This is a genomic window from Klebsiella sp. JB_Kp031 (genome assembly GCF_040064295.1).
Lineage (GTDB): Bacteria > Pseudomonadota > Gammaproteobacteria > Enterobacterales > Enterobacteriaceae > Klebsiella > Klebsiella quasipneumoniae.
In genome coordinates this window covers 36,949-57,383 of the sequence record NZ_JBEAJW010000043.1, presented here as the reverse complement: position 1 = coordinate 57,383, position 20,435 = coordinate 36,949, and the positions used below count along the sequence as shown (strand labels likewise).

At 61.0% G+C, this 20,435-nt stretch carries 16 protein-coding genes; 8 read left to right on the top strand and 8 right to left on the bottom strand.

Going from position 1 to position 20,435, the window contains the following annotated elements; genetic code table 11:
* The first annotated feature begins 158 nt into the window (after nt 1-158).
* On the top strand, nt 159-1,268 hold the full coding sequence (locus tag ABLV64_RS24795; RefSeq protein ID WP_004203536.1) for an adenosylhomocysteinase: 1,110 nt from the start codon (nt 159-161) through the stop codon (nt 1,266-1,268).
* Nucleotides 1,269-1,302: 34 nt separating this feature from the next.
* Here ABLV64_RS24795 and cobT read toward each other — a convergent pair whose 3' ends face one another.
* The 6 genes from cobT to dacD form a co-directional block, all read right to left on the bottom strand.
* Nucleotides 1,303-2,370, bottom strand: coding sequence for a nicotinate-nucleotide--dimethylbenzimidazole phosphoribosyltransferase (gene cobT / locus ABLV64_RS24790; RefSeq protein WP_048325042.1), 1,068 nt, complete (start codon nt 2,368-2,370; stop codon nt 1,303-1,305).
* A gap of 27 nt (nt 2,371-2,397) precedes the next feature.
* Nucleotides 2,398-3,138, bottom strand: coding sequence for an adenosylcobinamide-GDP ribazoletransferase (gene cobS / locus ABLV64_RS24785; protein ID WP_004203543.1), 741 nt, complete (start codon nt 3,136-3,138; stop codon nt 2,398-2,400).
* 312 nt (nt 3,139-3,450) lie between these two features.
* Entirely contained in the window at nt 3,451-3,774 is a 324-nt protein-coding gene (locus tag ABLV64_RS24780) for a DUF496 family protein (protein ID WP_002911883.1), read from the bottom strand.
* 167 nt (nt 3,775-3,941) lie between these two features.
* Nucleotides 3,942-5,000: an FUSC family protein gene (locus ABLV64_RS24775; RefSeq protein ID WP_004203544.1), complete on the bottom strand. Its 1,059-nt coding sequence runs from the start codon at nt 4,998-5,000 to the stop codon at nt 3,942-3,944.
* A 98-nt stretch (nt 5,001-5,098) separates the two neighbouring features.
* Entirely contained in the window at nt 5,099-5,572 is a 474-nt protein-coding gene (sbmC, locus tag ABLV64_RS24770; protein WP_017899697.1) for a DNA gyrase inhibitor SbmC, read from the bottom strand.
* Nucleotides 5,573-5,757: 185 nt separating this feature from the next.
* Nucleotides 5,758-6,921 (bottom strand): serine-type D-Ala-D-Ala carboxypeptidase DacD, encoded by a 1,164-nt coding sequence (gene dacD / locus ABLV64_RS24765; RefSeq protein ID WP_004203546.1) that lies wholly within the window; start codon nt 6,919-6,921, stop codon nt 5,758-5,760.
* Between the two features lie 180 nt (nt 6,922-7,101).
* Here dacD and sbcB point away from each other — a divergent pair, with 180 nt between their 5' ends.
* Entirely contained in the window at nt 7,102-8,526 is a 1,425-nt protein-coding gene (gene sbcB, locus ABLV64_RS24760) for an exodeoxyribonuclease I (protein ID WP_017899700.1), read from the top strand.
* A 222-nt stretch (nt 8,527-8,748) separates the two neighbouring features.
* Here the strand turns inward: sbcB and fusA are convergent, their stop codons facing one another.
* Nucleotides 8,749-10,851: an elongation factor G gene (gene fusA / locus ABLV64_RS24755; protein ID WP_004203548.1), complete on the bottom strand. Its 2,103-nt coding sequence runs from the start codon at nt 10,849-10,851 to the stop codon at nt 8,749-8,751.
* Nucleotides 10,852-11,091: 240 nt separating this feature from the next.
* On the opposite strand from fusA, the gene ABLV64_RS24750 reads away from it, so the two are divergent.
* Nucleotides 11,092-11,400 carry a helix-turn-helix domain-containing protein gene (locus ABLV64_RS24750; protein WP_004203550.1) on the top strand — a complete coding sequence of 103 codons (309 nt, stop codon included), beginning with the start codon at nt 11,092-11,094 and terminating at the stop codon, nt 11,398-11,400.
* A gap of 16 nt (nt 11,401-11,416) precedes the next feature.
* Here ABLV64_RS24750 and nifJ read toward each other — a convergent pair whose 3' ends face one another.
* Complete coding sequence (nifJ, locus tag ABLV64_RS24745) at nt 11,417-14,932, bottom strand: pyruvate:ferredoxin (flavodoxin) oxidoreductase (protein ID WP_348843114.1); 3,516 nt, start codon at nt 14,930-14,932, stop codon at nt 11,417-11,419.
* 403 nt (nt 14,933-15,335) lie between these two features.
* Between nifJ and nifH the strand changes: the two genes are divergently transcribed.
* From nifH to ABLV64_RS24720, 5 genes are read left to right on the top strand one after another with little or no spacing between them, the layout of a single operon-like run.
* Entirely contained in the window at nt 15,336-16,217 is an 882-nt protein-coding gene (gene nifH / locus ABLV64_RS24740; RefSeq protein WP_004203553.1) for a nitrogenase iron protein, read from the top strand.
* Between the two features lie 16 nt (nt 16,218-16,233).
* Nucleotides 16,234-17,682 (top strand): nitrogenase molybdenum-iron protein alpha chain, encoded by a 1,449-nt coding sequence (gene nifD / locus ABLV64_RS24735; RefSeq protein ID WP_049003984.1) that lies wholly within the window; start codon nt 16,234-16,236, stop codon nt 17,680-17,682.
* A 55-nt stretch (nt 17,683-17,737) separates the two neighbouring features.
* Nucleotides 17,738-19,300 carry a nitrogenase molybdenum-iron protein subunit beta gene (nifK, locus tag ABLV64_RS24730; protein ID WP_062914132.1) on the top strand — a complete coding sequence of 521 codons (1,563 nt, stop codon included), beginning with the start codon at nt 17,738-17,740 and terminating at the stop codon, nt 19,298-19,300.
* A 39-nt stretch (nt 19,301-19,339) separates the two neighbouring features.
* A complete protein-coding gene (gene nifT / locus ABLV64_RS24725; protein WP_004203557.1) occupies nt 19,340-19,558 on the top strand; it encodes a putative nitrogen fixation protein NifT in 219 nt (72 codons plus the stop codon).
* 10 nt (nt 19,559-19,568) lie between these two features.
* On the top strand, nt 19,569-20,231 hold the full coding sequence (locus ABLV64_RS24720) for a NifB/NifX family molybdenum-iron cluster-binding protein (protein WP_004203559.1): 663 nt from the start codon (nt 19,569-19,571) through the stop codon (nt 20,229-20,231).
* Nucleotides 20,232-20,435: the final 204 nt, after the last annotated feature.

Sequence of the window (20,435 nt, the reverse complement as noted above, 5' to 3'; positions counted from 1 at the left end):
TTTCTTTTTTTAACCTTTCATTAACAACCCTGTATTTCGCAGGGGATTGCACGGGCGGCGATTTCCAGGCGGCACAGGGCTGTGAATTCTCGCCCGGACTGATAGAATCCCTTTTCTGTCAGGGGGATACCCCTTTGCGAACTGAAGGTCATAACCCAGTGAATAATAAAATCTCTTTAGCGAAAGAAGTGGCATGGGCCAGCCAGAATATGCCGCGTACCCTGCGCCAGGTCGCCGCCCTGCCCGACCTCAGCGGCGTCCGCCTGGCCTGCTGTATGCACCTCGACATGAAAATGATCCCGCTGGTGCAGGGGATCCTCGACAAGGGCGCTCAGGTCTTTTTAACTACCTGTAACCCCACCACCGTGCAGGACGACGTGGTGGCCTGGCTGGTGGAGCGTGGCGCCGAGGCCTGCGCCTGGCGCAATATGAGCGATGCCGACTGGCAACAGTCATGGGAAAAAGCGATCGCCTGGCAGCCGACTCACCTGTGCGAAATGGGAGCCGATATCACCACCCTCCTCCACCAGCGCGGCGAGTTCGGCAACATCGTGGCGGGTCTGGAAGCCACCGGCTCCGGCGTCAATCGGCTGGGGGATATTCAGCCCGGCTATCCGATCTTTAACTGGGACGATCTGCCGGTCAAAGAGGGGCTGCATAACCGCCATATGGTCGGACTCACCGCCTGGCATACCTTCTTCCAGACCACTCATCTCACCCTGCATGAGAAAAAAGTGCTGGTCATCGGCTACGGCCTGGTTGGCCAGGGCGTGGCGGCGGCGGCAAAAGCTTTTGGCGGCCAGGTGATGGTGGCGGAGATCGATCCTGCCCGTCGACTGCAGGCGGCCTATGACGGCTGGCACGTGGTCGATCTCCAGGAGGCTATCGCCTCGGCGGACGTGGTCGCCACGGCGACAGGCGGTAAAAACGTGGTTAATCGCCAGGCGCTGGACCGGGCGAAAGCGGGAGTGTTTATCCTTAACGTCGGCCACGTGGCGGAAGAGATCGACGGCGAATACCTGCGCCAGTATCCTCAGGAAGAGGTGATGCCGTATATCAACGCCTACCGCATGGCTGACAAAACCGTCTACCTGATGGCCAATGGCTCGATGCTCAACCTGACCGCCGGCTTCGGCGACAGCCTGAACGCCTTTGACGTCACCCTGGCGGTGATGGCCAGCGGTATCGGTCATATTGTCAGCGACGGTATGCGCGCCCCGGCGCAGGTTTACCTGCTACCGCAGGCGGTCTGGCAGCAGGCGCTGTAAACCCGGCGCATCGTCGAAACGATGCGCTTTATCATCAGGACGCTGGCGCGCTATCGGGCAGCACAATGTTGCTCTGCGCCAGGGTCCCCATCTGATGGTACATTGCACTGGCGGCATCCAGCAGGTGCATGGCCAGCGCGGCGCCGCTGCCCTCCCCCAGGCGCATGTCCATATCGAGATACGGGCGCAGACCCAGCGCGTCGAGGGCGATCCGCGCCCCTTTCTCCGCCGACAGGTGCGAAGGGATAAGATACGGGTGCGCCGCCGGGGCCATGCGGCAGGCCGCCAGAGCCGAAGCGTAGGAGAGGAAACCATCCAGCACCACCGGCAGACCGCAGGAAGCCGCCCCGAGGATCACCCCGGTCATGCCCACCAGATCAAAACCGCCCACCTTCGCCAGCACGTCCAGCCCGTCCGCCGGGTTCGGCTGGTTATAAGCGATCGCCTGGCGCACCACCGCCACCTTATGGCCCCGCTGCGCCAGCGGCAGATTGGCCCCGCAGCCCACCACCGCGTCGGGGTCGCTGCCGGTCAGGACGCTGATCGTCGCTGCCGCCGGGGTGGTATTGGCCATCCCCAGCTCTCCCACGCCAAAGACTTTCACTCCGTCGGCGGCGAGCTGGCGGGTGAAATGCATGCTGGCCAGCAGCACCGTCTCCGCCTGCTGACGGCTCATCGCCGCCGTCCGGGCGATATTCCCGCTACCGCGGGCCACCTTGAGGTTGATCAGGCCCGGCAGCGGCTCGGCGTCGATGCCGACATCCACCACCTCCACTCTCACCCCGGCCTGCGCCGCCAGCACGCAGACCCCGGTGTTGCCCCGTACCATATTGCCGGCATGAATGGCCGTCACCGCCTGCGGCGAAGGGGTCACGCCTTCATGCCAGACGCCATGGTCGGCGCACATGACCACGATGGCTTTATCGCTCAGCGCCAGCTGCCCCTGCAGCCCCGGCAGACCGGCCAGCTGCACCGCCAGGCTCTCCAGACGACCAAGGCTGCCGGGCGGCTTTAACAGGCCATCAATATGCTGCTGCGCGCGCGCCATGCCCGCCACATCGGGCTGCGGAATGGCAGCCAGTAACGCCGAAAGTGTTTCCATTCTGTTCCTCACCGTGGATGCCAGGCCTTACAGTAGCGCCAGTAAAAAGAATACTTCGCCCAGCTCGATCGCCGCTCCGAGGGTATCCCCGGTCTGCCCGCCGAGGGTGCGCTTCAGCGCCCACCCCAGGCCCCCGATCAGCACCAGGGCGATCAGCGCGGCGCGCAGCCCCTGCAGCCCCAGCAGGGCGGTGGCCAGCGCGATCGCTATCGCCAACGTCGTTAGCGTCTGCTGCAGGCTAATCTTGCCAATAAACAGATTGCCCAACCCTTTTTCCCGCGCATAGCGATGGCGATACATCAGCAGTACCGCCATCCCGCGACCGACGGCGCAGGCCGCCGCCAGCGCCGCGATGGGGTTGACATCGCGTAGCAGCAGTTCGCCGACCACCAGCACCTTGGCCACCAGCACAAAAATCAGCGCCAGACCGCCGTGGGTCCCCAGCCGGCTGTCGCGCATGATCTCCAGCATCCGATCGCGAGTGCGGGCGGAGAAGATGCCGTCGCAGGTATCGGCCAGCCCGTCAAGATGAAATCCGCCGGTGAGCAGCGCCAGCGCCAGCGCGCCGAACAGCGCCGCCAGCGGGACGCCGCACCATGGCTGCAGGAGGTACACCACCGCGCCGGCGATAGCGCCGAGCAGTAAACCGACCAGCGGGAAGGTGACGATACTGCGCTGGTACTGTTCGATCTCCAGGCCCTGGGATAACCGCGCCGGGACCGGCAGACGGCTGATAAACGAGAGTGCAGCAAAGAATGACTTAATCACGTGGGGTTGACTCCTGTCGGCGAAAGCAGCGGAAGAGTTCTGTCGCGCCCGGTCAGCACCTGAGTTTGTCTTCTGGCGAATCGATCGTCGGAGAGGTGAGAGGTGTTGAGATATCGCCCTGACGCCGCTGCGTCAGATGCCCGGCCAGGATGAGAGAAACCTTTCCGATATCAATACGTTTTCGCGGGGCAGTATAGCAAAGAGTCGGCGAGGAGAGGCAGTTGCCGGGACAAAGTTTTCGCAGAAATATGCGTTGAGGAGCTGGTAGTGCAGAACAGCCCGGCGACGCTGACCGCCGCCGGACAGCAGGGATTAGCCTTCGACTTTGGCTTCGCCCATCACTTTCAGTTTTTTGGAGATGTCGCGACGCTCTTTGGACAGCTCGGCATTCTTGATGATGTAGTCATCAACGCGGTCTTCGTAATCGCTCTTCATGCTGGCGATGATGCCCTGGATAGCTTCCACGCTCATGCCCGGCTTGATGTAGTCGCTGAGATTGTCCAGCAGCAGAACGCGCTTCTGGTTATCACGGATCTTTTTCTCAACGTCCTGAATTTCACGCTGCAGTTTGTTCTTACGACGGTACAGACGAACAAACTCCAGTACGTCCTGGAAAGAAGGCTTAGTTGTTTCCATTTTTACACCCCTAATAATTGAGATTCGGATTCGTAAAGCGACTGCGTTATAGGGCTAACATAACTGCTAGCAGTCGCTGATGACAATGTTTTTTCCTTTGCGTTTATCATAACCCTAAACGCTGCTGAATCGAAACAACCCATGCAGTTACCCGGCGCATCTGGTGCTTATTTGCGCAATGCGCGGCAGATCAGATGCGACAGCAGCTCCAGCTGGCGTGCCAGTTCAATAGAGAGCCAAACATAGCCATGGATCGGGGTTTCCGCCAGGCTGTCGTCCCCCTGCTCTTTCATCAGCTGGCGCAGTTCGAGGACAATCTCATTCAGCTTTTCATTGTTGGCGCGCACAGGCTGAGGGTTTCCTTCGTACAGCGCGTGGGCGATGGCCAACAACGTCTGCTGGGTCATCTGCTGCGTCTCGCGTAGGGTGTGCGCATTGAGCATCACGAAGTGACCCGGACGGGTTGCCCACCAGGCGTTGATCTGCAGCTCCAGCATGCACACGAGGTTGCGGCTGACGGTCTGGATAGCCTCGAAGATCGCCTTCTGAATATGCGTCTCTTTGCTGGCGGGAGTGATCAGCCCGCGCATTTTGACGACGTCGTTGAGCGCCTGCTGAAGATGTTTTTCCAGCCGCGGCCGATCCACCAGATTTGGCGAGAAGCCGGCCTGGTAGAGGCGGTTGAAGTTGGTGACGTAGCTGGCCATCTGGATACGCCAGTGGATAAACGCCCGCTGCGGCCAGATACCGGTAAACAACATTGCCAGCAGCGAGCCGAAGATCACGTCGCCGCTTCGCCACAGCGCGGTATGCATATCGCCGGGCGGCGCCCCGACCACCACCGACAGGGTAATGCCGATCAGCAGCGCCTGATAGGGTTTCTTGCCCAGCGCCAGCCAGCCGCAGAGGAACATTGCCGCTGCGCACCAGAGGACCATCAGCGGCAGGGAGATAAGCTCAAGCTTCAGCGCCACCAGCCCCAGCGCCGAGCCGAGGATCGTGCCGCCGATGCGCTGAAACGCCCGCGGCACGACGTTGCCCCAGAAGGAGATCGGCCCCATCACCACCACCAGGGTAATAAGAGGCCAGGTCCCCTCGGGCACGTTCAGCAGCCGCACCAGCAAAAAGGTGAGCACAAAGGCCAGCGCAATCCGCACACCATGCACCACCCGATAATGGCGATACAAGCGGATCTCAAATGGCTTGAGTGATTTATCAGCGCGCACAACCCTCTCCGGCAAAACGAAAAGGCCAATTGTAACTGCTTTTTCGCCCGGAGCATGCCGGGAATGTAAAAATCCTTGTCCGGAACAGGGGTAAACCGCTACGACGCGACACGCTCAACGGGGACATACATGTCGATATCCCAGTAGCCGTCGTGGTTGCCATCGTTGAGATAGATCTCAAAACAGGGCCTGGGGGCCACGCGATGCGTTGTGCTCTGCAGCAGACTGTCGAAAAACTGCATCCACGGGGTAGCAAAATCGTAATCCACCACTCGCGCGCGGGCGCAGGCGTAATCCCCGCCGGCAATCGCCGCCAGTATCACCCCTTCGCTGTTGGCGGGAATGACGTAATCCTCGTCAACGGCGACCACGGTGGCGCAGCGTAGTTTTTCCGCTGGCACGTCCTCCGGGTTATCGTAGTAGACGGCAAGCCACTCGCGGGCGGGCACCTGATGGTTCTCAACCCACATCATCAGTTGCTCAAACCCCTGCTTGACGGTTTGATCCCAGGGCCCGACCAGATGGAAACCGGCAATGGTTTTCTTGCCGAGGGTGGTGACGCTGTAGTTCATCTTGCCTCCTTTGTGAACAAATTACTGTATAAATGTACAGTCAATCTAGCAGGAGATCCCCCCTCAGTATGTGCGCGAATTCACAGAGTCGCCATTGCGGCTGATGAAAAAAACGGCGATTTTGTCGCCGCGACTGCCGGGCGGCAGGCGAAAAAAAACCGCCTGCAAAGAGGCGGTTATCATGGTTACAGCTCGTGGTGCAGGTAATCGCTCATTCGCGAGAACACCCCGCCTTTATTAATGCTTTCGAGGGTGACCAGCGGATAGTGGCCCACGACCTTGTCGCCGTCATACAGCGAAATCTCGCCGACCCGCTGGTTGGCGGCGATCGGCGCCTCCAGATCCTTTTTATCCAGCACATATTTCGCCTTAATCCGCGATACTTCCGCCTTCGGCAGCGCTAACCAGAAATCTTGATCGGTGCCGAGCTTAATCTGCTCTTTATCGCCGTACCAGATGCGCTCGGTGCCGACCTTCTGCCCCTTCTGTAGCACCTGCACGGTGTCGAAGTTCTGCTGCCCCCAGTGTAACAGTTTCGCGGCCTGCTGCTCGCGGCCTTTCGGGCTGTCGGCCCCCATCACCACGGCGATCAGCCGGCGCTGGCCATCCACCGCCGAGGCGATCAGGTTGAACCCGGCGCCCGATGTGTGGCCGGTTTTCAGACCATCAACGTTCATGGTTTTATCCCACAGCAGACCGTTCCGGTTTTGCTGGGTAATGCCGTTCCACGTCAGGCTTTTCTGGCTGTACATGTGGTAGACGTCAGGCTCGCCATGGATAATCGCCCGCGACAGCACCGCCAGGTCATAGGCCGAACTGTGCTGGCCCGGGGCATCGAGGCCGTGGACGGTTTCGAAATGGGTGTCCTGCAGATGCAGTTTTTCGACATACTGATTCATCAGGGCGACAAACTGCGGCTGACCGCCGGCGACATAGTCGGCCAGCGCGACGCAGGCGTCGTTGCCGGAGTCGACAATCAGCCCACGGCTGAGGTCGCGGACGCTGACGCGGTCCCCTGGCTTTAAGAACATCAGGGATGACCCGTCGAACACCGGGTTGCCCTTCGCCCAGGCGTCTTTACCTACGGTGACGATATCGTCAAAGGTGATACGATGGCTGTCGATGGCGCGATCGACCACGTAGCCGGTCATCAGTTTGGTCAGGCTGGCAGGATTACGCTGCTGATGTTCGTTACCCGCGGTCAGCACCTGACCGGTGGTGTAATCCATCAGCACCCAGGAGCCAGCCTGAATGGAAGGCGGCGCGACCGTAGCAGGTAAGTCGACGGCAAATGCGCAGGAAACGCTCGAAGCGAGCAAAGATACAGCAATAAACAAACGGCCTTTCAACGGCATATCCTCTAGATTTACAGATCCGCCGTCCTTTTTACGGAACTTCGCGTTTCATATCAGGGTTTAATTGCAAGAAAATATGACACAGCAGAGGAAGTTGCTTGCCGTTACCCTTCTGATGACCGGGCAAATCGTTTACCATACCGGTCGCACGCCACCACGGATAATGAACAGACTATGCAAGATAGCGTCAACCAGCCCGGATTTTTATTCCACGATTATGAAACCTTCGGCACCAGCCCTTCCCTCGACCGGCCGGCGCAGTTCGCCGCCATCCGCACCGACGCGGAGTTAAACGTGCTCGGCGAGCCCGAGGTGTTTTACTGCAAGCCCGCTGACGATTATCTGCCGCAGCCGCAGGCGGTGATGATCACCGGGATCACCCCGCAGGAAGCGCTGGCCAAAGGGGATAACGAGGCCGCGTTTGCCCGCCGCATCCACGATCTGTTCACGGTGCCGCAGACCTGCATCGTCGGCTATAACAACGTGCGCTTTGACGACGAAGTGACGCGGAATATCTTCTATCGCAACTTCTATGACCCTTATGCCTGGAGCTGGCAGCACGATAACTCGCGCTGGGATCTGCTCGACGTGATGCGCGCCTGCTATGCCCTGCGTCCGGAAGGGATCGTCTGGCCGGAGAATGACGAGGGTCTGCCGAGCTTCCGGCTTGAACATCTGACCGTCGCCAACGGTATTGAACACCAGAACGCCCATGACGCGATGGCCGACGTTTACGCCACCATCGCCATGGCGAAGCTGGTGAAAAACCGGCAGCCGCGGCTGTTTGACTATCTCTACAGCCACCGCAATAAGCGCAAGCTGGCGACGCTCATCGACGTGCCGCAGATGAAGCCGCTGGTGCATGTCTCCGGCATGTTCGGCGCCGCGCGCGGCAACACCAGCCTGGTGGCGCCCCTGGCCTGGCATCCGGAAAACCGCAATGCGGTGATCATGGTCGATCTGGCGGGCGATATGGCGCCGCTGCTGGAGCTGGATGCCGACGCCCTGCGCGAGCGGCTTTACACCCCGCGCGCCGAGCTTGGCGATCTGCCGGCGGCGCCGATTAAGCTGGTGCATTTGAACAAATGTCCGGTGCTGGCCCAGGCCAATACCCTGCGCCCGCAGGATGCCGACCGGCTGGGGATCTCCATTCAACGCTGTCTGGAGAATGCCCAGCTGCTGCGGGCGAATCCGCAGGTGCGGGAGAAAGTGGTGGCGGTGTATGCCGAGGCCGAGCCGTTCGTGCCGTCCGAAAACGTCGACGCCCAGCTTTACAATGGGTTCTTTAGCGATGCCGACCGCGCGGCGATGAAAATCGTGCTGGAAACCGAACCGCGCAATCTGCCGGCGCTGGATATCACCTTCGCCGACAAGCGCATCGAACGCCTGCTGTTTAACTACCGGGCGCGCAACTTCCCCGGCACGCTCGATGAACATGAGCAGCAGCGCTGGTTAGAGCACCGTCGTCAGGTATTTACGCCTGAGTTTTTGCAGGCCTATGCCGATGAGCTGCAGATGCTGTATCAGCAGTATGCGGATGATAAAGAGAAGCTGGCGCAGCTGAAGGCGTTGTGGCAGTACGCGCAGGATATTGTCTGATTGGCGGACATGCCCGGGTAGCGGCTAACGCCTTACCCGGGCTACAAACGATGACCGGGGAGGACGCCTGACCGCAGGCCCGCGCAAGCGCAGCGCCGCCGGGCATTGCCTCCCCAGTTCGTGCTTACCTTTTTGCCCGGTGGCGGCTTCGCCTTACCGGGCCTGGACGCTGGTACCAGAGTAGCCCGGGTAAGGCGCTAGCCGCTACCCGGGATGACTGGCTTAACTTTTCGCGCGGCTGGCGATGATTTCATCCGCTACGTTGCGCGGCGCTTCCGCGTAGTGGTGGAACTCCATGCTGTAGGTTGCTCGTCCCTGAGACATCGAGCGCAGCGTGGTGGAATAACCAAACATCTCCGCCAGCGGCACATCGGCGCGGATGATCTGGCTGCCGAAGCGCTCTTCCATCCCCTGCACCATCCCGCGACGGGAAGAGAGATCGCCCATGATATTCCCGGCGTACTCTTCCGGCGTCTCCACCTCCACGTGCATCACCGGCTCAAGGATCACCGGGTCCGCTTTGCGCGCCCCTTCCCGGAAGCCGAAGATCGCCGCCATGCGGAACGCCATTTCCGAGGAGTCCACGTCGTGGTACGACCCGAAGGTCAGGGTCGCTTTCACATCAACCACCGGATAGCCCGCCAGCACGCCGGTGCCCATCGCTTCGCGCAGCCCTTTCTCCACGGAAGGGATGTACTCGCGCGGCACTACCCCGCCTTTGGTGGCGTCCTCGAAGACGAAACCGCTGCCCGGCTCCAGCGGCTCCAGGGTCAGCACGACGTGCCCGTACTGTCCTTTACCGCCGGACTGGCGCACAAATTTGCCTTCCACGTCCGTCACTTTCTTGCGCAGGGTTTCGCGGTAGGTGACCTGCGGACGACCAATGTTGGCCTCAACGCCAAACTCGCGCTTCATCCGGTCGACAATGATCTCCAGATGCAGCTCGCCCATGCCGGAGATAATCGTCTGGCCGGACTCTTCATCGGTATGCAGACGGAACGACGGATCTTCCGCCGCCAGCCGCTGCAGCGCGATGCCCATTTTCTCCTGGTCCGCTTTGGTCTTCGGCTCAATCGCCAGCGAAATCACCGGCTCCGGAAACTCCATGCGCTCAAGGGTAATAATCGCATCCGGATCGCATAGCGTATCACCGGTGGTCACATCCTTCAGCCCAACGCAGGCCGCGATATCCCCGGCGTGCAGTTCGTCAACTTCATGGCGATCGTTGGCCTGCATCAGCACGATACGCCCGATGCGCTCTTTCTTGCCCTTCACCGGGTTCCACACCGCATCGCCTTTCTTCAGCGTCCCGGAGTAGACGCGGATAAAGGTCAGCTGGCCGACGTAGGGGTCGGTCATCAGTTTGAACGCCAGCGCCGACAGCGGCTCATCGTCGCTCGGATGGCGTTCCGCCGGCTGGCCTTTCTCATCCACGCCCTGTATCGCCGGAATATCCAGCGGCGACGGCATCAGCTCCACCACCGCATCGAGCATGCGCTGCACGCCTTTGTTTTTAAAGGCGCTCCCGCAGAGCACCGCCTGGATTTCCCCCTTCACCGTGCGCTGGCGCAGACCGGCGACGATCTCCGCCTCGTCCAGCTCGCCGGTTTCGAGGTATTTGTCCATCAGCGCGTCGCTGGCCTCCGCCGCCGCCGAGACCATTTTCTCCCGCCACTCGCGGGCAGTCGCCAGCAGATCGTCAGGGACCGGCCCGTAGCTGAAGGTCATGCCCTGAGTGGCGTCATCCCACAGGATGGCACGCATTTTCACCAGGTCGACGACGCCGGTGAAATGCTCTTCGGCGCCAATGGGGATGACAATCGGCACCGGGTTGGCCTTCAGGCGGTCGATCATCATCTGCACCACGCGGAAGAAATCCGCCCCGGGGCGGTCCATCTTGTTGACGAAGGCCAGCCGCGGGACATGGTATTTATTCGCCTGGCGCCAGACGGTCTCCGACTGGGGCTGCACTCCGCCGACGGAGTCATACACCATCACTGCGCCGTCGAGCACGCGCATGGAACGTTCCACCTCAATGGTGAAATCCACGTGCCCCGGGGTGTCGATGATATTGATCCGGTGCGGCTCGAAGCTGCGGTCCATACCCGGCCAGAAGCAGCTCACCGCCGCCGAGGTAATAGTGATCCCGCGCTCCTGCTCCTGGGCCATCCAGTCGGTGGTTGCCGCGCCATCGTGTACTTCACCCAGCTTATGGCTCATCCCGGTGTAAAACAGGATGCGCTCGGTGGTGGTGGTTTTACCGGCATCGATATGCGCGGAGATACCGATGTTGCGATAACGTTCGAGGGGGATGGGTCGGGGCATGATGCGTCCTTAGTCGTTTTGACTGTCAGTCTGCGGTCGGAATGATCCGCAGTTCATTTCACTGCCGCTTATGATAGTACAATTGTACGAGTATATTCGAACTATTTTGACTATTATTATGATTGGTCAGGTTGCGGCGGCGCGCGTGGCATCAGACCTGGAGTTTGGGTATAGTAGCCGCCAGCCGCCGATACGGGCTGCGACCGCCATGCGCCGCGCCACCGCCGACACAGGATTATTATGATCGCCAATCACCCCGAACGAGAACAAATTCGCCTGGAAAATGTCCTTTCCGCGCTCGGCAACCCGCTGCGACTGGAGATCATCCGCACGCTGGCCGACGGCAGCGAGCAGAGCTGCAACGCGCTGCGTCAGGAAGAGGTGGCCAAGTCCACCATGACCCACCACTGGCGCGTCCTGCGCGACAGCGGTGTGATCTGGCAGCGGCCTCAGGGACGGGAGAATATGATTTCGCTGCGCCGGGAAGATCTGGACGCCCGTTTTCCCGGCCTGCTGGATACGCTGCTGAACGTGATGCAGCAGCCGTGAATCGCTAACCGACAGCCTACTCCTCCCCCGCCAGCCGCTGATACTGTCTGAAACGGGCCCGGGCATCGTCCTCCGTTTGCCGGAACAGGGCGTCCGCCAGATCCGGTGTGGTTTTGTGCAGCGCGGCATAGCGCACCTCGCCGAGCAAAAAGTCGCGGAAGCTCTCTTCCGGCTCTTCGGAGTCCAGTATAAACGGCGTTTTGCCCTCGGCTTCGCGCTGCGGATGATAGCGCCACAGGTGCCAGTATCCCGCCTCCACCGCCCGCTTCGCCTCGCGCTGACTGCAGCGCATCCCGGCTTTCAGACCGTGGTTGATACAGGCGGCGTAGGCGATCACCAGCGACGGCCCCGGCCAGGCTTCGGCCTCGGCGATGGCCCGCAGGGTCTGATCTTTATCGGCGCCCATGGCGATCTGGGCGACGTAAACATTGCCGTAGCTCATCGCCATCATGCCGAGATCTTTTTTCCGCGTGCGTTTCCCCTGCGCGGCAAATTTGGCGATCGCCGCCACCGGGGTCGACTTGGACGACTGGCCGCCGGTGTTGGAGTAGACCTCGGTATCAAACACCAGAATATTGACGTCTTCCCCGCTGGCCAGCACATGATCGAGGCCGCCGAAGCCGATATCGTAGGCCCAGCCATCGCCGCCGAAGATCCACTGCGAACGCCGGACGAAATAGTCACGGTTCTGCCAGAGCTGCTCCAGCAGCGGAACCCCCTCTTTTTCCGCCGCCAGCAACGCACTGAGGCGGTCCGCGCGTTCGCGGGTCCCCTCCCCCTCATCCTGCTGCGCCAGCCACTGCCGCATCGCGGCGTGAAGCGCGTCGCTGACCGGCAGGGCCAGGGCGCGGGTCATCTCCTCGGCGATCTGTTGGCGGATCGCCTGGCCGCCAAGCATCATGCCAAGCCCGAACTCGGCGTTATCCTCGAACAGCGAGTTTGCCCAGGCCGGCCCGTGGCCGCGGTGGTTGGTGGTATAGGGCATTGAAGGCGCGCTGGCGCCCCAAATCGAAGAACAGCCCGTGGCGTTGGCGATCAGCATCCGGTCGCCAAACAGCTGGGTGATCAGCCGGGCATAGGGTGTTTCGCCGCAGCCCGCACAGGCGCCGGAAAACTCCAGCAGCGGCGTTTCGAACTGGCTGCCTTTGACCGTCGTTTTGCGAAACGGGTTGTCTTTTGGCGCCAGCCCCAGGGCGTAATCCCAGACCGGGGCCATCGCGCGCTGGCTGTCGAGGGAGACCATCTGCAGCGCCTTGCCGCGCGACGGGCAGCTCTCCACACAGTTGCCGCAGCCGGAGCAGTCCAGCGGCGAGATAGCCAGATGATAGTGGTAGTCTTTGGCCCCCTGGGCCGGTTTGCTCAGCAGCCCGGCGGGAGCCGTGTCCTGCTCTTCAGCGCTCAGTAACGCCGGGCGGATCGCCGCATGCGGGCAGACAAAGGCGCACTGGTTACACTGGGTACAGCCGTCAGGCTGCCAGACCGGCACCTCCAGGGCGATGCCGCGCTTCTCCCAGGCGGCGGTGCCGGAGGGAAAGGTGCCGTCTTCCATCCCGGCGAAGGCGCTCACCGGCAACAGGTCGCCACGCTGGCGGTTCATGGGCTGCAGGATATCGCGGATGAAGTCCGGCATCAGGGCGCTCGCCTGCGGTGCCGGCGCCTCGAGGGTCGCCCAGTGGGCGGGTACCGTCACCCGGTGCAGCGCCGCCATCCCCAGCTCGATAGCCCGCTGGTTCTTCTCAATGACGCTCGCTCCTTTGCTGCCATAGCTTTTTTCCACCGCCTGCTTGAGATAGTCCGCCGCGGTTTGCGGATCGATAATGGCCGTCAGCTTAAAGAACGCCGCCTGCATCAGCATGTTAAAGCGCCCGCCGAGGCCCAGCTCGCGGGCGATGTCCACCGCGTTGAGGGTATAAAAGTCGATCTTTTCCTGCGCCAGATAGCGCCGGACGCTGACCGGCAGGTGCTGCTCCAGCTCCGCCTCGGACCAGCTGCAGTTGAGCAGAAAAGTGCCCCCCGGCTTCAGCCCCTCCAGCAGGTCGTAGCGGTCGACATAGGATTGCTGAGAGCAGGCGATAAAATCGGCCCGGTGGATCAGGTAGGGCGAGGTGATCGGCCGATCGCCAAAGCGCAGGTGTGAGACGGTGATCCCCCCGGACTTTTTCGAGTCGTAGGAAAAGTAGGCCTGAGCGTAGAGCGGCGTGTTATCGCCGATGATCTTGATGGCGCTTTTGTTCGCCCCGACGGTACCATCCGAGCCCATGCCCCAGAATTTGCAGGCGGTGATCCCGGCATGGGAGACCGCCAGCGGTTCCTGCCGGGCGGGCAGCGAGGTAAAAGTGACATCATCGACAATGCCCAGGGTAAAGCCGTCCTTCGGCAGCGGCTGCCTGAGGTTGTCAAACACTGCGGCGATATCGTTGGGCAGCACGTCCTTACCGCCGAGCGCGTAGCGGCCGCCGACGATCAGCGGCGCATCGTCGCGCTGATAGAAGGCGTTCTTGACGTCGAGGCACAGCGGTTCCGCCTGCGCCCCCGGCTCTTTGGTGCGGTCAAGGACGGCAATACGCTGCACGCTGGCGGGCAGTTGCGCGAAGAAGTGCGCCAGCGAGAACGGCCGATAGAGATGAACGCTGAGCAGCCCCACCTTCTCCCCCGCCGCATTGAGCGTCTCCACCACCTCCTGGACGGTGTCGCACACTGAGCCCATGGCGATAATCACCCGCTCGGCGTCCGGCGCGCCGTGGTAATTAAACAGGTGATATTCCCGCCCGGTCAGCGCGGTGATCTTCGCCATATAGCTTTCCACCAGATCGGGCAGCGCGAGGTAGAAGCGGTTACCGGCCTCCCGCTCCTGGAAGTAGATATCCGGGTTTTGCGCGGTGCCGCGGATCACCGGGTGATCCGGGTGCAGCGCCTGACGACGAAAGCGCTCCAGCGCCGGGCGGTCCAGCAGCGTCGCCAGTTGCTCATACTCCAGCACCTCGATCTTCTGTATTTCGTGCGAAGTACGAAAGCCGTCGAAGAAGTTGATAAACGGTATCCGCCCGGCGATCGCCGCCAGGTGAGCCACCGCCGACAGGTCCATCACCTGCTGAACGTTATTCTCCACCAGCATGGCGCAGCCGGTCTGGCGCACCGCCATCACGTCCTGATGGTCGCCAAAAATATTCAGCGAATTGGTCGCCAGCGCCCGGGCGCTGACGTGAAAGACGCCCGGCAGCAGCTCCCCGGCGATTTTGTATAAATTGGGGATCATCAGCAGCAGCCCCTGCGACGCGGTGTAGGTGGTGGTGAGCGCCCCCGCCTGCAGCGCGCCGTGCACCGCCCCGGCGGCACCGGCTTCAGACTGCATCTCCATCAGGCGCACCGGTCGACCAAAGAGGTTCTTTTTCCCCTTAGCGGCCCATTCATCGACATTTTCCGCCATCGGCGTGGAGGGGGTGATGGGATAGATGGCCGCCACGTCGGTAAAGGCGTAGGAGATCCAGGCCGCCGCCGCGTTGCCATCCATTGTTTTCATGTTTCCGGACATCGTTCAATCCTCGAAGGTGAGCGTTCTCTTTACCGCGACAGCCCGCGGCAAACCCTGTTTCCTCTTCAAGCACAGCCTGTGCCAGCTCGCGAATTGCCGCCTGTCGCTTATTAATTCAACAGGTTAAGGGAAGAAAGGCGCAGATCCGTCCGGCGGAATTGCGGGGAATAAGACACAGGGCGCGACAAGCTGTTGAACAGGCGACAAAGCGCCGCGCCGGGCCGGTGGCGGGAAATTGTTCTGTTTCGCACATTTGGTGGCGTTATTGTGCCGTTTGCGCAGGCCCCCTGCGCGGTCGGTTTACAAAAAACACTTATTTATCAAACATCTAAATAAAAAATCACAGCTGGTATGTTCCCTGCACTTCTCTGCTGGCAAACACTCAACAACAGGAGAAGTCACCATGACCATGCGTCAATGCGCTATCTACGGTAAAGGCGGTATCGGTAAATCCACCACCACCCAGAATCTCGTCGCGGCTCTCGCCGAGATGGGTAAGAAAGTGATGATCGTCGGCTGCGATCCGAAGGCGGACTCCACCCGTCTGATCCTCCATGCGAAAGCCCAGAACACCATCATGGAGATGGCGGCGGAAGTGGGCTCGGTCGAGGATCTGGAGCTCGAAGACGTGCTGCAAATCGGCTATGGCGATGTCCGTTGCGCCGAATCCGGCGGCCCGGAGCCAGGCGTCGGCTGTGCCGGACGCGGGGTGATCACCGCCATCAACTTCCTCGAAGAAGAAGGCGCCTATGAAGAAGATCTGGATTTCGTCTTCTATGACGTCCTCGGCGACGTGGTCTGCGGCGGCTTCGCTATGCCGATCCGCGAAAACAAAGCCCAGGAGATCTACATCGTCTGCTCCGGCGAGATGATGGCGATGTATGCCGCCAACAATATCTCCAAAGGGATCGTGAAGTACGCCAAATCCGGCAAGGTACGCCTCGGCGGCCTGATCTGTAACTCGCGTAAAACCGACCGCGAAGATGAGCTGATCATCGCTCTGGCGGAGAAGCTTGGCACCCAGATGATCCACTTCGTTCCCCGCGACAACATTGTACAGCGCGCGGAGATCCGCCGGATGACGGTGATCGAGTACGACCCGACCTGTCAGCAGGCCAACGAATATCGTCAACTGGCGCAGAAGATCGTCAATAACACCAAAAAAGTAGTGCCGACCCCCTGCACCATGGACGAGCTGGAGTCGCTGCTGATGGAGTTCGGCATCATGGAAGAAGAAGACACCAGCATCATTGGTAAAACCGCCGCTGAAGAAAACGCGGCCTGAGTACAGGATCCTCACCATGACCAACGCAACAGGCGAACGTAACCTTGCGCTCATCCAGGAAGTCCTGGAGGTGTTTCCCGAAACCGCGCGCAAAGAGCGCAGAAAGCACATGATGATCAGCGATCCGCAGATGGAGAGCGTCGGCAAGTGCATTATCTCGAACCGTAAATCGCAGCCCGGGGTGATGACCGTGCGCGGCTGCGCCTATGCGGGCTCGAAAGGGGTGGTGTTTGGGCCAATCAAAGACATGGCCCATATCTCGCACGGCCCCATCGGCTGCGGCCAGTACTCGCGCGCCGGACGGCGCAACTACTATACCGGCGTCAGCGGTGTCGACAGCTTCGGCACCCTGAACTTCACCTCTGATTTTCAGGAGCGCGATATTGTCTTCGGCGGCGATAAAAAGCTGAGCAAACTGATTGAAGAGATGGAGCTGCTGTTCCCGCTGACCAAAGGGATCACCATCCAGTCGGAGTGCCCGGTGGGCCTCATCGGCGATGACATCAGCGCCGTGGCCAACGCCAGCAGCAAGGCGCTGGATAAACCGGTGATCCCGGTGCGCTGCGAAGGCTTTCGCGGCGTATCGCAGTCGCTGGGCCACCATATCGCCAACGACGTGGTGCGCGACTGGGTGCTGAACAATCGCGAAGGGCAGCCGTTTGCCAGCACCCCGTACGATGTCGCCATCATTGGCGATTACAACATCGGCGGCGACGCCTGGGCCTCGCGCATTCTGCTGGAAGAGATGGGGCTGCGCGTAGTGGCGCAGTGGTCCGGCGACGGCACCCTGGTGGAGATGGAGAACACCCCGTTCGTTAAGCTCAACCTCGTCCACTGCTACCGCTCGATGAACTATATCGCCCGCCATATGGAGGAGAAACATCAGATCCCGTGGATGGAATATAACTTCTTCGGCCCGACCAAAATCGCCGAATCACTGCGCAAAATCGCCGATCAATTTGATGACACCATTCGCGCCAATGCAGAAGCGGTGATCGCCAAATATGAGGGGCAGATGGCGGCCATCATCGCCAAATATCGCCCGCGGCTGGAGGGGCGCAAAGTGCTGCTGTACATGGGGGGGCTGCGGCCGCGCCACGTCATCGGCGCCTATGAGGATCTCGGGATGGAGATCATCGCCGCCGGCTACGAGTTTGCCCATAACGATGATTACGACCGCACCCTGCCGGACCTGAAAGAGGGCACTCTGCTGTTTGACGATGCCAGCAGCTATGAGCTGGAGACCTTCGTCAAAGCGCTGAAGCCCGACCTCATCGGCTCCGGGATCAAAGAGAAATATATCTTCCAGAAAATGGGGGTGCCGTTCCGCCAGATGCACTCCTGGGACTATTCCGGCCCCTATCACGGCTATGACGGCTTCGCCATCTTTGCCCGCGATATGGATATGACCCTGAACAATCCGGCGTGGAACGAACTGACTGCCCCGTGGCTGAAGTCTGCGTGATTGCCCCTTCACTATCCCGTCAGTCCACCGATTTGTGGCGCGGGAGGAGAACACCATGAGCCAAACGATCGATAAAATTCACAGCTGTTATCCGCTGTTTGAACAGGATGAATACCAGACCCTGTTCCAGAACAAAAAGAGCCTTGAAGAGGCGCACGACGCACAGCGCGTCCAGGAGGTGTTTGCCTGGACCACCACCGCCGAGTATGAAGCGCTGAACTTCCAGCGCGAGGCGCTGACCGTCGACCCGGCCAAAGCCTGCCAGCCGCTCGGCGCCGTACTCTGCGCGCTGGGGTTCGCCGGTACCCTGCCCTACGTGCACGGCTCCCAGGGCTGCGTCGCCTATTTTCGCACCTACTTTAACCGCCATTTTAAAGAGCCGGTGGCCTGCGTCTCCGACTCCATGACCGAGGACGCGGCGGTGTTCGGCGGCAACAACAACATGAATCTGGGCCTGCAGAATGCCAGCGCGTTGTATAAACCCGAGATTATCGCCGTCTCCACCACCTGCATGGCCGAGGTGATCGGCGACGATCTGCAGGCGTTTATCGCCAACGCCAAAAAAGAGGGATTTGTTGACGACAGCATCGCCATTCCTTACGCCCATACCCCCAGCTTTATCGGCAGCCATGTCACCGGCTGGGACAATATGTTCGAAGGGTTCGCGAAGACCTTTACCGCTGACTACGCCGGGCAGCCGGGCAAACAGCAAAAGCTCAATCTGGTGACCGGATTTGAGACCTATCTCGGCAACTTCCGCGTGCTGAAGCGGATGATGGCGCAGATGGATGTCCCGTGCAGCCTGCTCTCCGACCCATCCGAGGTGCTCGACACCCCCGCCGACGGCCATTACCGGATGTACGCCGGCGGCACCAGCCAGCAGGAGATCAAAACCGCGCCGGACGCCATTGACACCCTGCTGCTGCAGCCGTGGCAGCTGGTGAAAAGCAAAAAGGTGGTTCAGGAGATGTGGAATCAGCCCGCGACGGAGGTGGCCGTTCCGTTGGGTCTGGCCGCTACCGACGCGCTGCTCATGACCGTTAGTCAGCTAACCGGCAAACCGATCGCCGACGCCCTGACCCTGGAGCGCGGCCGGCTGGTGGACATGATGCTGGACTCCCACACCTGGCTGCACGGCAAAAAATTCGGCCTCTATGGCGATCCGGATTTCGTGATGGGCCTGACGCGCTTCCTGCTGGAGCTGGGCTGCGAGCCGACGGTGATCCTCAGCCATAACGCCAATAAACGCTGGCAAAAAGCGATGAAGAAAATGCTCGATGCCTCGCCGTACGGCCAGGACAGCGAAGTGTTCATCAACTGCGACCTGTGGCACTTCCGGTCGCTGATGTTCACCCGCCAGCCGGACTTTATGATCGGTAACTCCTACGGCAAGTTTATCCAGCGCGATACCCTGGCGAAGGGCAAAGCCTTCGAAGTGCCGCTGATCCGTCTCGGCTTTCCGCTGTTCGACCGCCATCATCTGCACCGCCAGACCACCTGGGGCTATGAAGGCGCGATGAACATCGTCACGACGCTGGTGAACGCCGTGCTGGAAAAACTGGACCACGACACCAGCCAGCTGGGCAAAACCGATTACAGCTTCGACCTCGTTCGTTAACCATCAGGCGCCCCGCCGCAGGCGGGGCCAGGAGGGAGTATGCCCATCGTGATTTTCCGTGAGCGCGGCGAGGCGCTGTATGCCTATATCGCCAAACAGGATCTGGAGGCTCGGGTGCTCCAGGTCGAACATGACGAGACCGACCGCTGGGGCGGCGCGATTGCCCTTGAAGGGGGGCGTCGCTACTACGTCAATCCGCAGCCGGGGCGGCCGGTCTTCCCGATAAGCCTGCGCGCCACCCGCAGCACGCTGCTATAAGGAGCTGGAAATGTCCGATAACGATACCCTTTTCTGGCGTCTGCTGGCGCTGTTCCAGACGCTGCCGGAGCTGCAGCCGGTGCAAGTCGTCGACTGGCTGGCGCAGGAGTGCGGCGAGACCTTGACCCCGGCACGCTTAACCACCCTGACGCAGCCTCAGCTGGCCGCCAGCTTTCCTTCGGCGACGGCGGTGATGTCCCCGGCCCGCTGGGCGCGGGTCATCGCCTGCCTTCAGGGGGCGCTGCCCGGCCATTTACGCATCGCCCGCCACCCTCAGCGAACGCCGCAGCTGCGGGTCGCTTTTTGCTCGCAGGATGGCCTGACCATCAATGGTCATTTTGGCCAGAACCGGCTGTTTTTTATCTATGCCTTCGATGACCAGGGCGGCTGGCTGGCAGATCTGCGCCGCTATGCCTCCCCTTCGGCGGCGTCTGACGCCAGCGAGATGCGCGCCAGGCTACTGGAGGATTGCCATCTGCTGTTTTGTCAGGAGATTGGCGGGCCTGCCGCCGCGAGGTTGATCCGCCATCAGATCCATCCGATGAAAGCGCCACCGGGCACGACGATTCAGGCGCAGTGCGCCGCGGTGAGCGCGATGCTGGCCGGTCGGCTGCCGCCGTGGCTGGCGAAGCGCCTCAACCGGGATAACCCTCTGGAGGAACGTGTTTTTTAATCGTTGTGTTGTGCTTGTTGCCCGCCGACCCCGCGGGCCTTTTTTTACCCCTGCAGGGACATCCTTTCTTTCAGCAAGGCAAGCGCCGCAGGACAGGGACAAAAGTGACAGCGGGGGGTTGGGCGCATCAGGAAAATTGGCGAGAACGCAGGCGCGCATCCAGGACTGGCCGCCAGGACGGCGGCCAGAGGGCGGTCGAGACAG

Bases quoted from the DNA above. Each gene is read 5' to 3' on its own strand.
- nifK (WP_062914132.1), top strand. From the start codon at position 17,738: ATGAGCCAAACGATCGATAAAATTCACAGCTGTTATCCGCTGTTTGAA.
- nifJ (WP_348843114.1), bottom strand. From the start codon at position 14,932: ATGTCCGGAAACATGAAAACAATGGATGGCAACGCGGCGGCGGCCTGG.
- ABLV64_RS24780 (WP_002911883.1), bottom strand. From the start codon at position 3,774: ATGGAAACAACTAAGCCTTCTTTCCAGGACGTACTGGAGTTTGTTCGT.
- sbcB (WP_017899700.1), top strand. From the start codon at position 7,102: ATGCAAGATAGCGTCAACCAGCCCGGATTTTTATTCCACGATTATGAA.
- ABLV64_RS24750 (WP_004203550.1), top strand. From the start codon at position 11,092: ATGATCGCCAATCACCCCGAACGAGAACAAATTCGCCTGGAAAATGTC.
- nifT (WP_004203557.1), top strand. From the start codon at position 19,340: ATGCCCATCGTGATTTTCCGTGAGCGCGGCGAGGCGCTGTATGCCTAT.
- nifD (WP_049003984.1), top strand. From the start codon at position 16,234: ATGACCAACGCAACAGGCGAACGTAACCTTGCGCTCATCCAGGAAGTC.
- nifH (WP_004203553.1), top strand. From the start codon at position 15,336: ATGACCATGCGTCAATGCGCTATCTACGGTAAAGGCGGTATCGGTAAA.
- cobT (WP_048325042.1), bottom strand. From the start codon at position 2,370: ATGGAAACACTTTCGGCGTTACTGGCTGCCATTCCGCAGCCCGATGTG.
- ABLV64_RS24720 (WP_004203559.1), top strand. From the start codon at position 19,569: ATGTCCGATAACGATACCCTTTTCTGGCGTCTGCTGGCGCTGTTCCAG.
- fusA (WP_004203548.1), bottom strand. From the start codon at position 10,851: ATGCCCCGACCCATCCCCCTCGAACGTTATCGCAACATCGGTATCTCC.
- sbmC (WP_017899697.1), bottom strand. From the start codon at position 5,572: ATGAACTACAGCGTCACCACCCTCGGCAAGAAAACCATTGCCGGTTTC.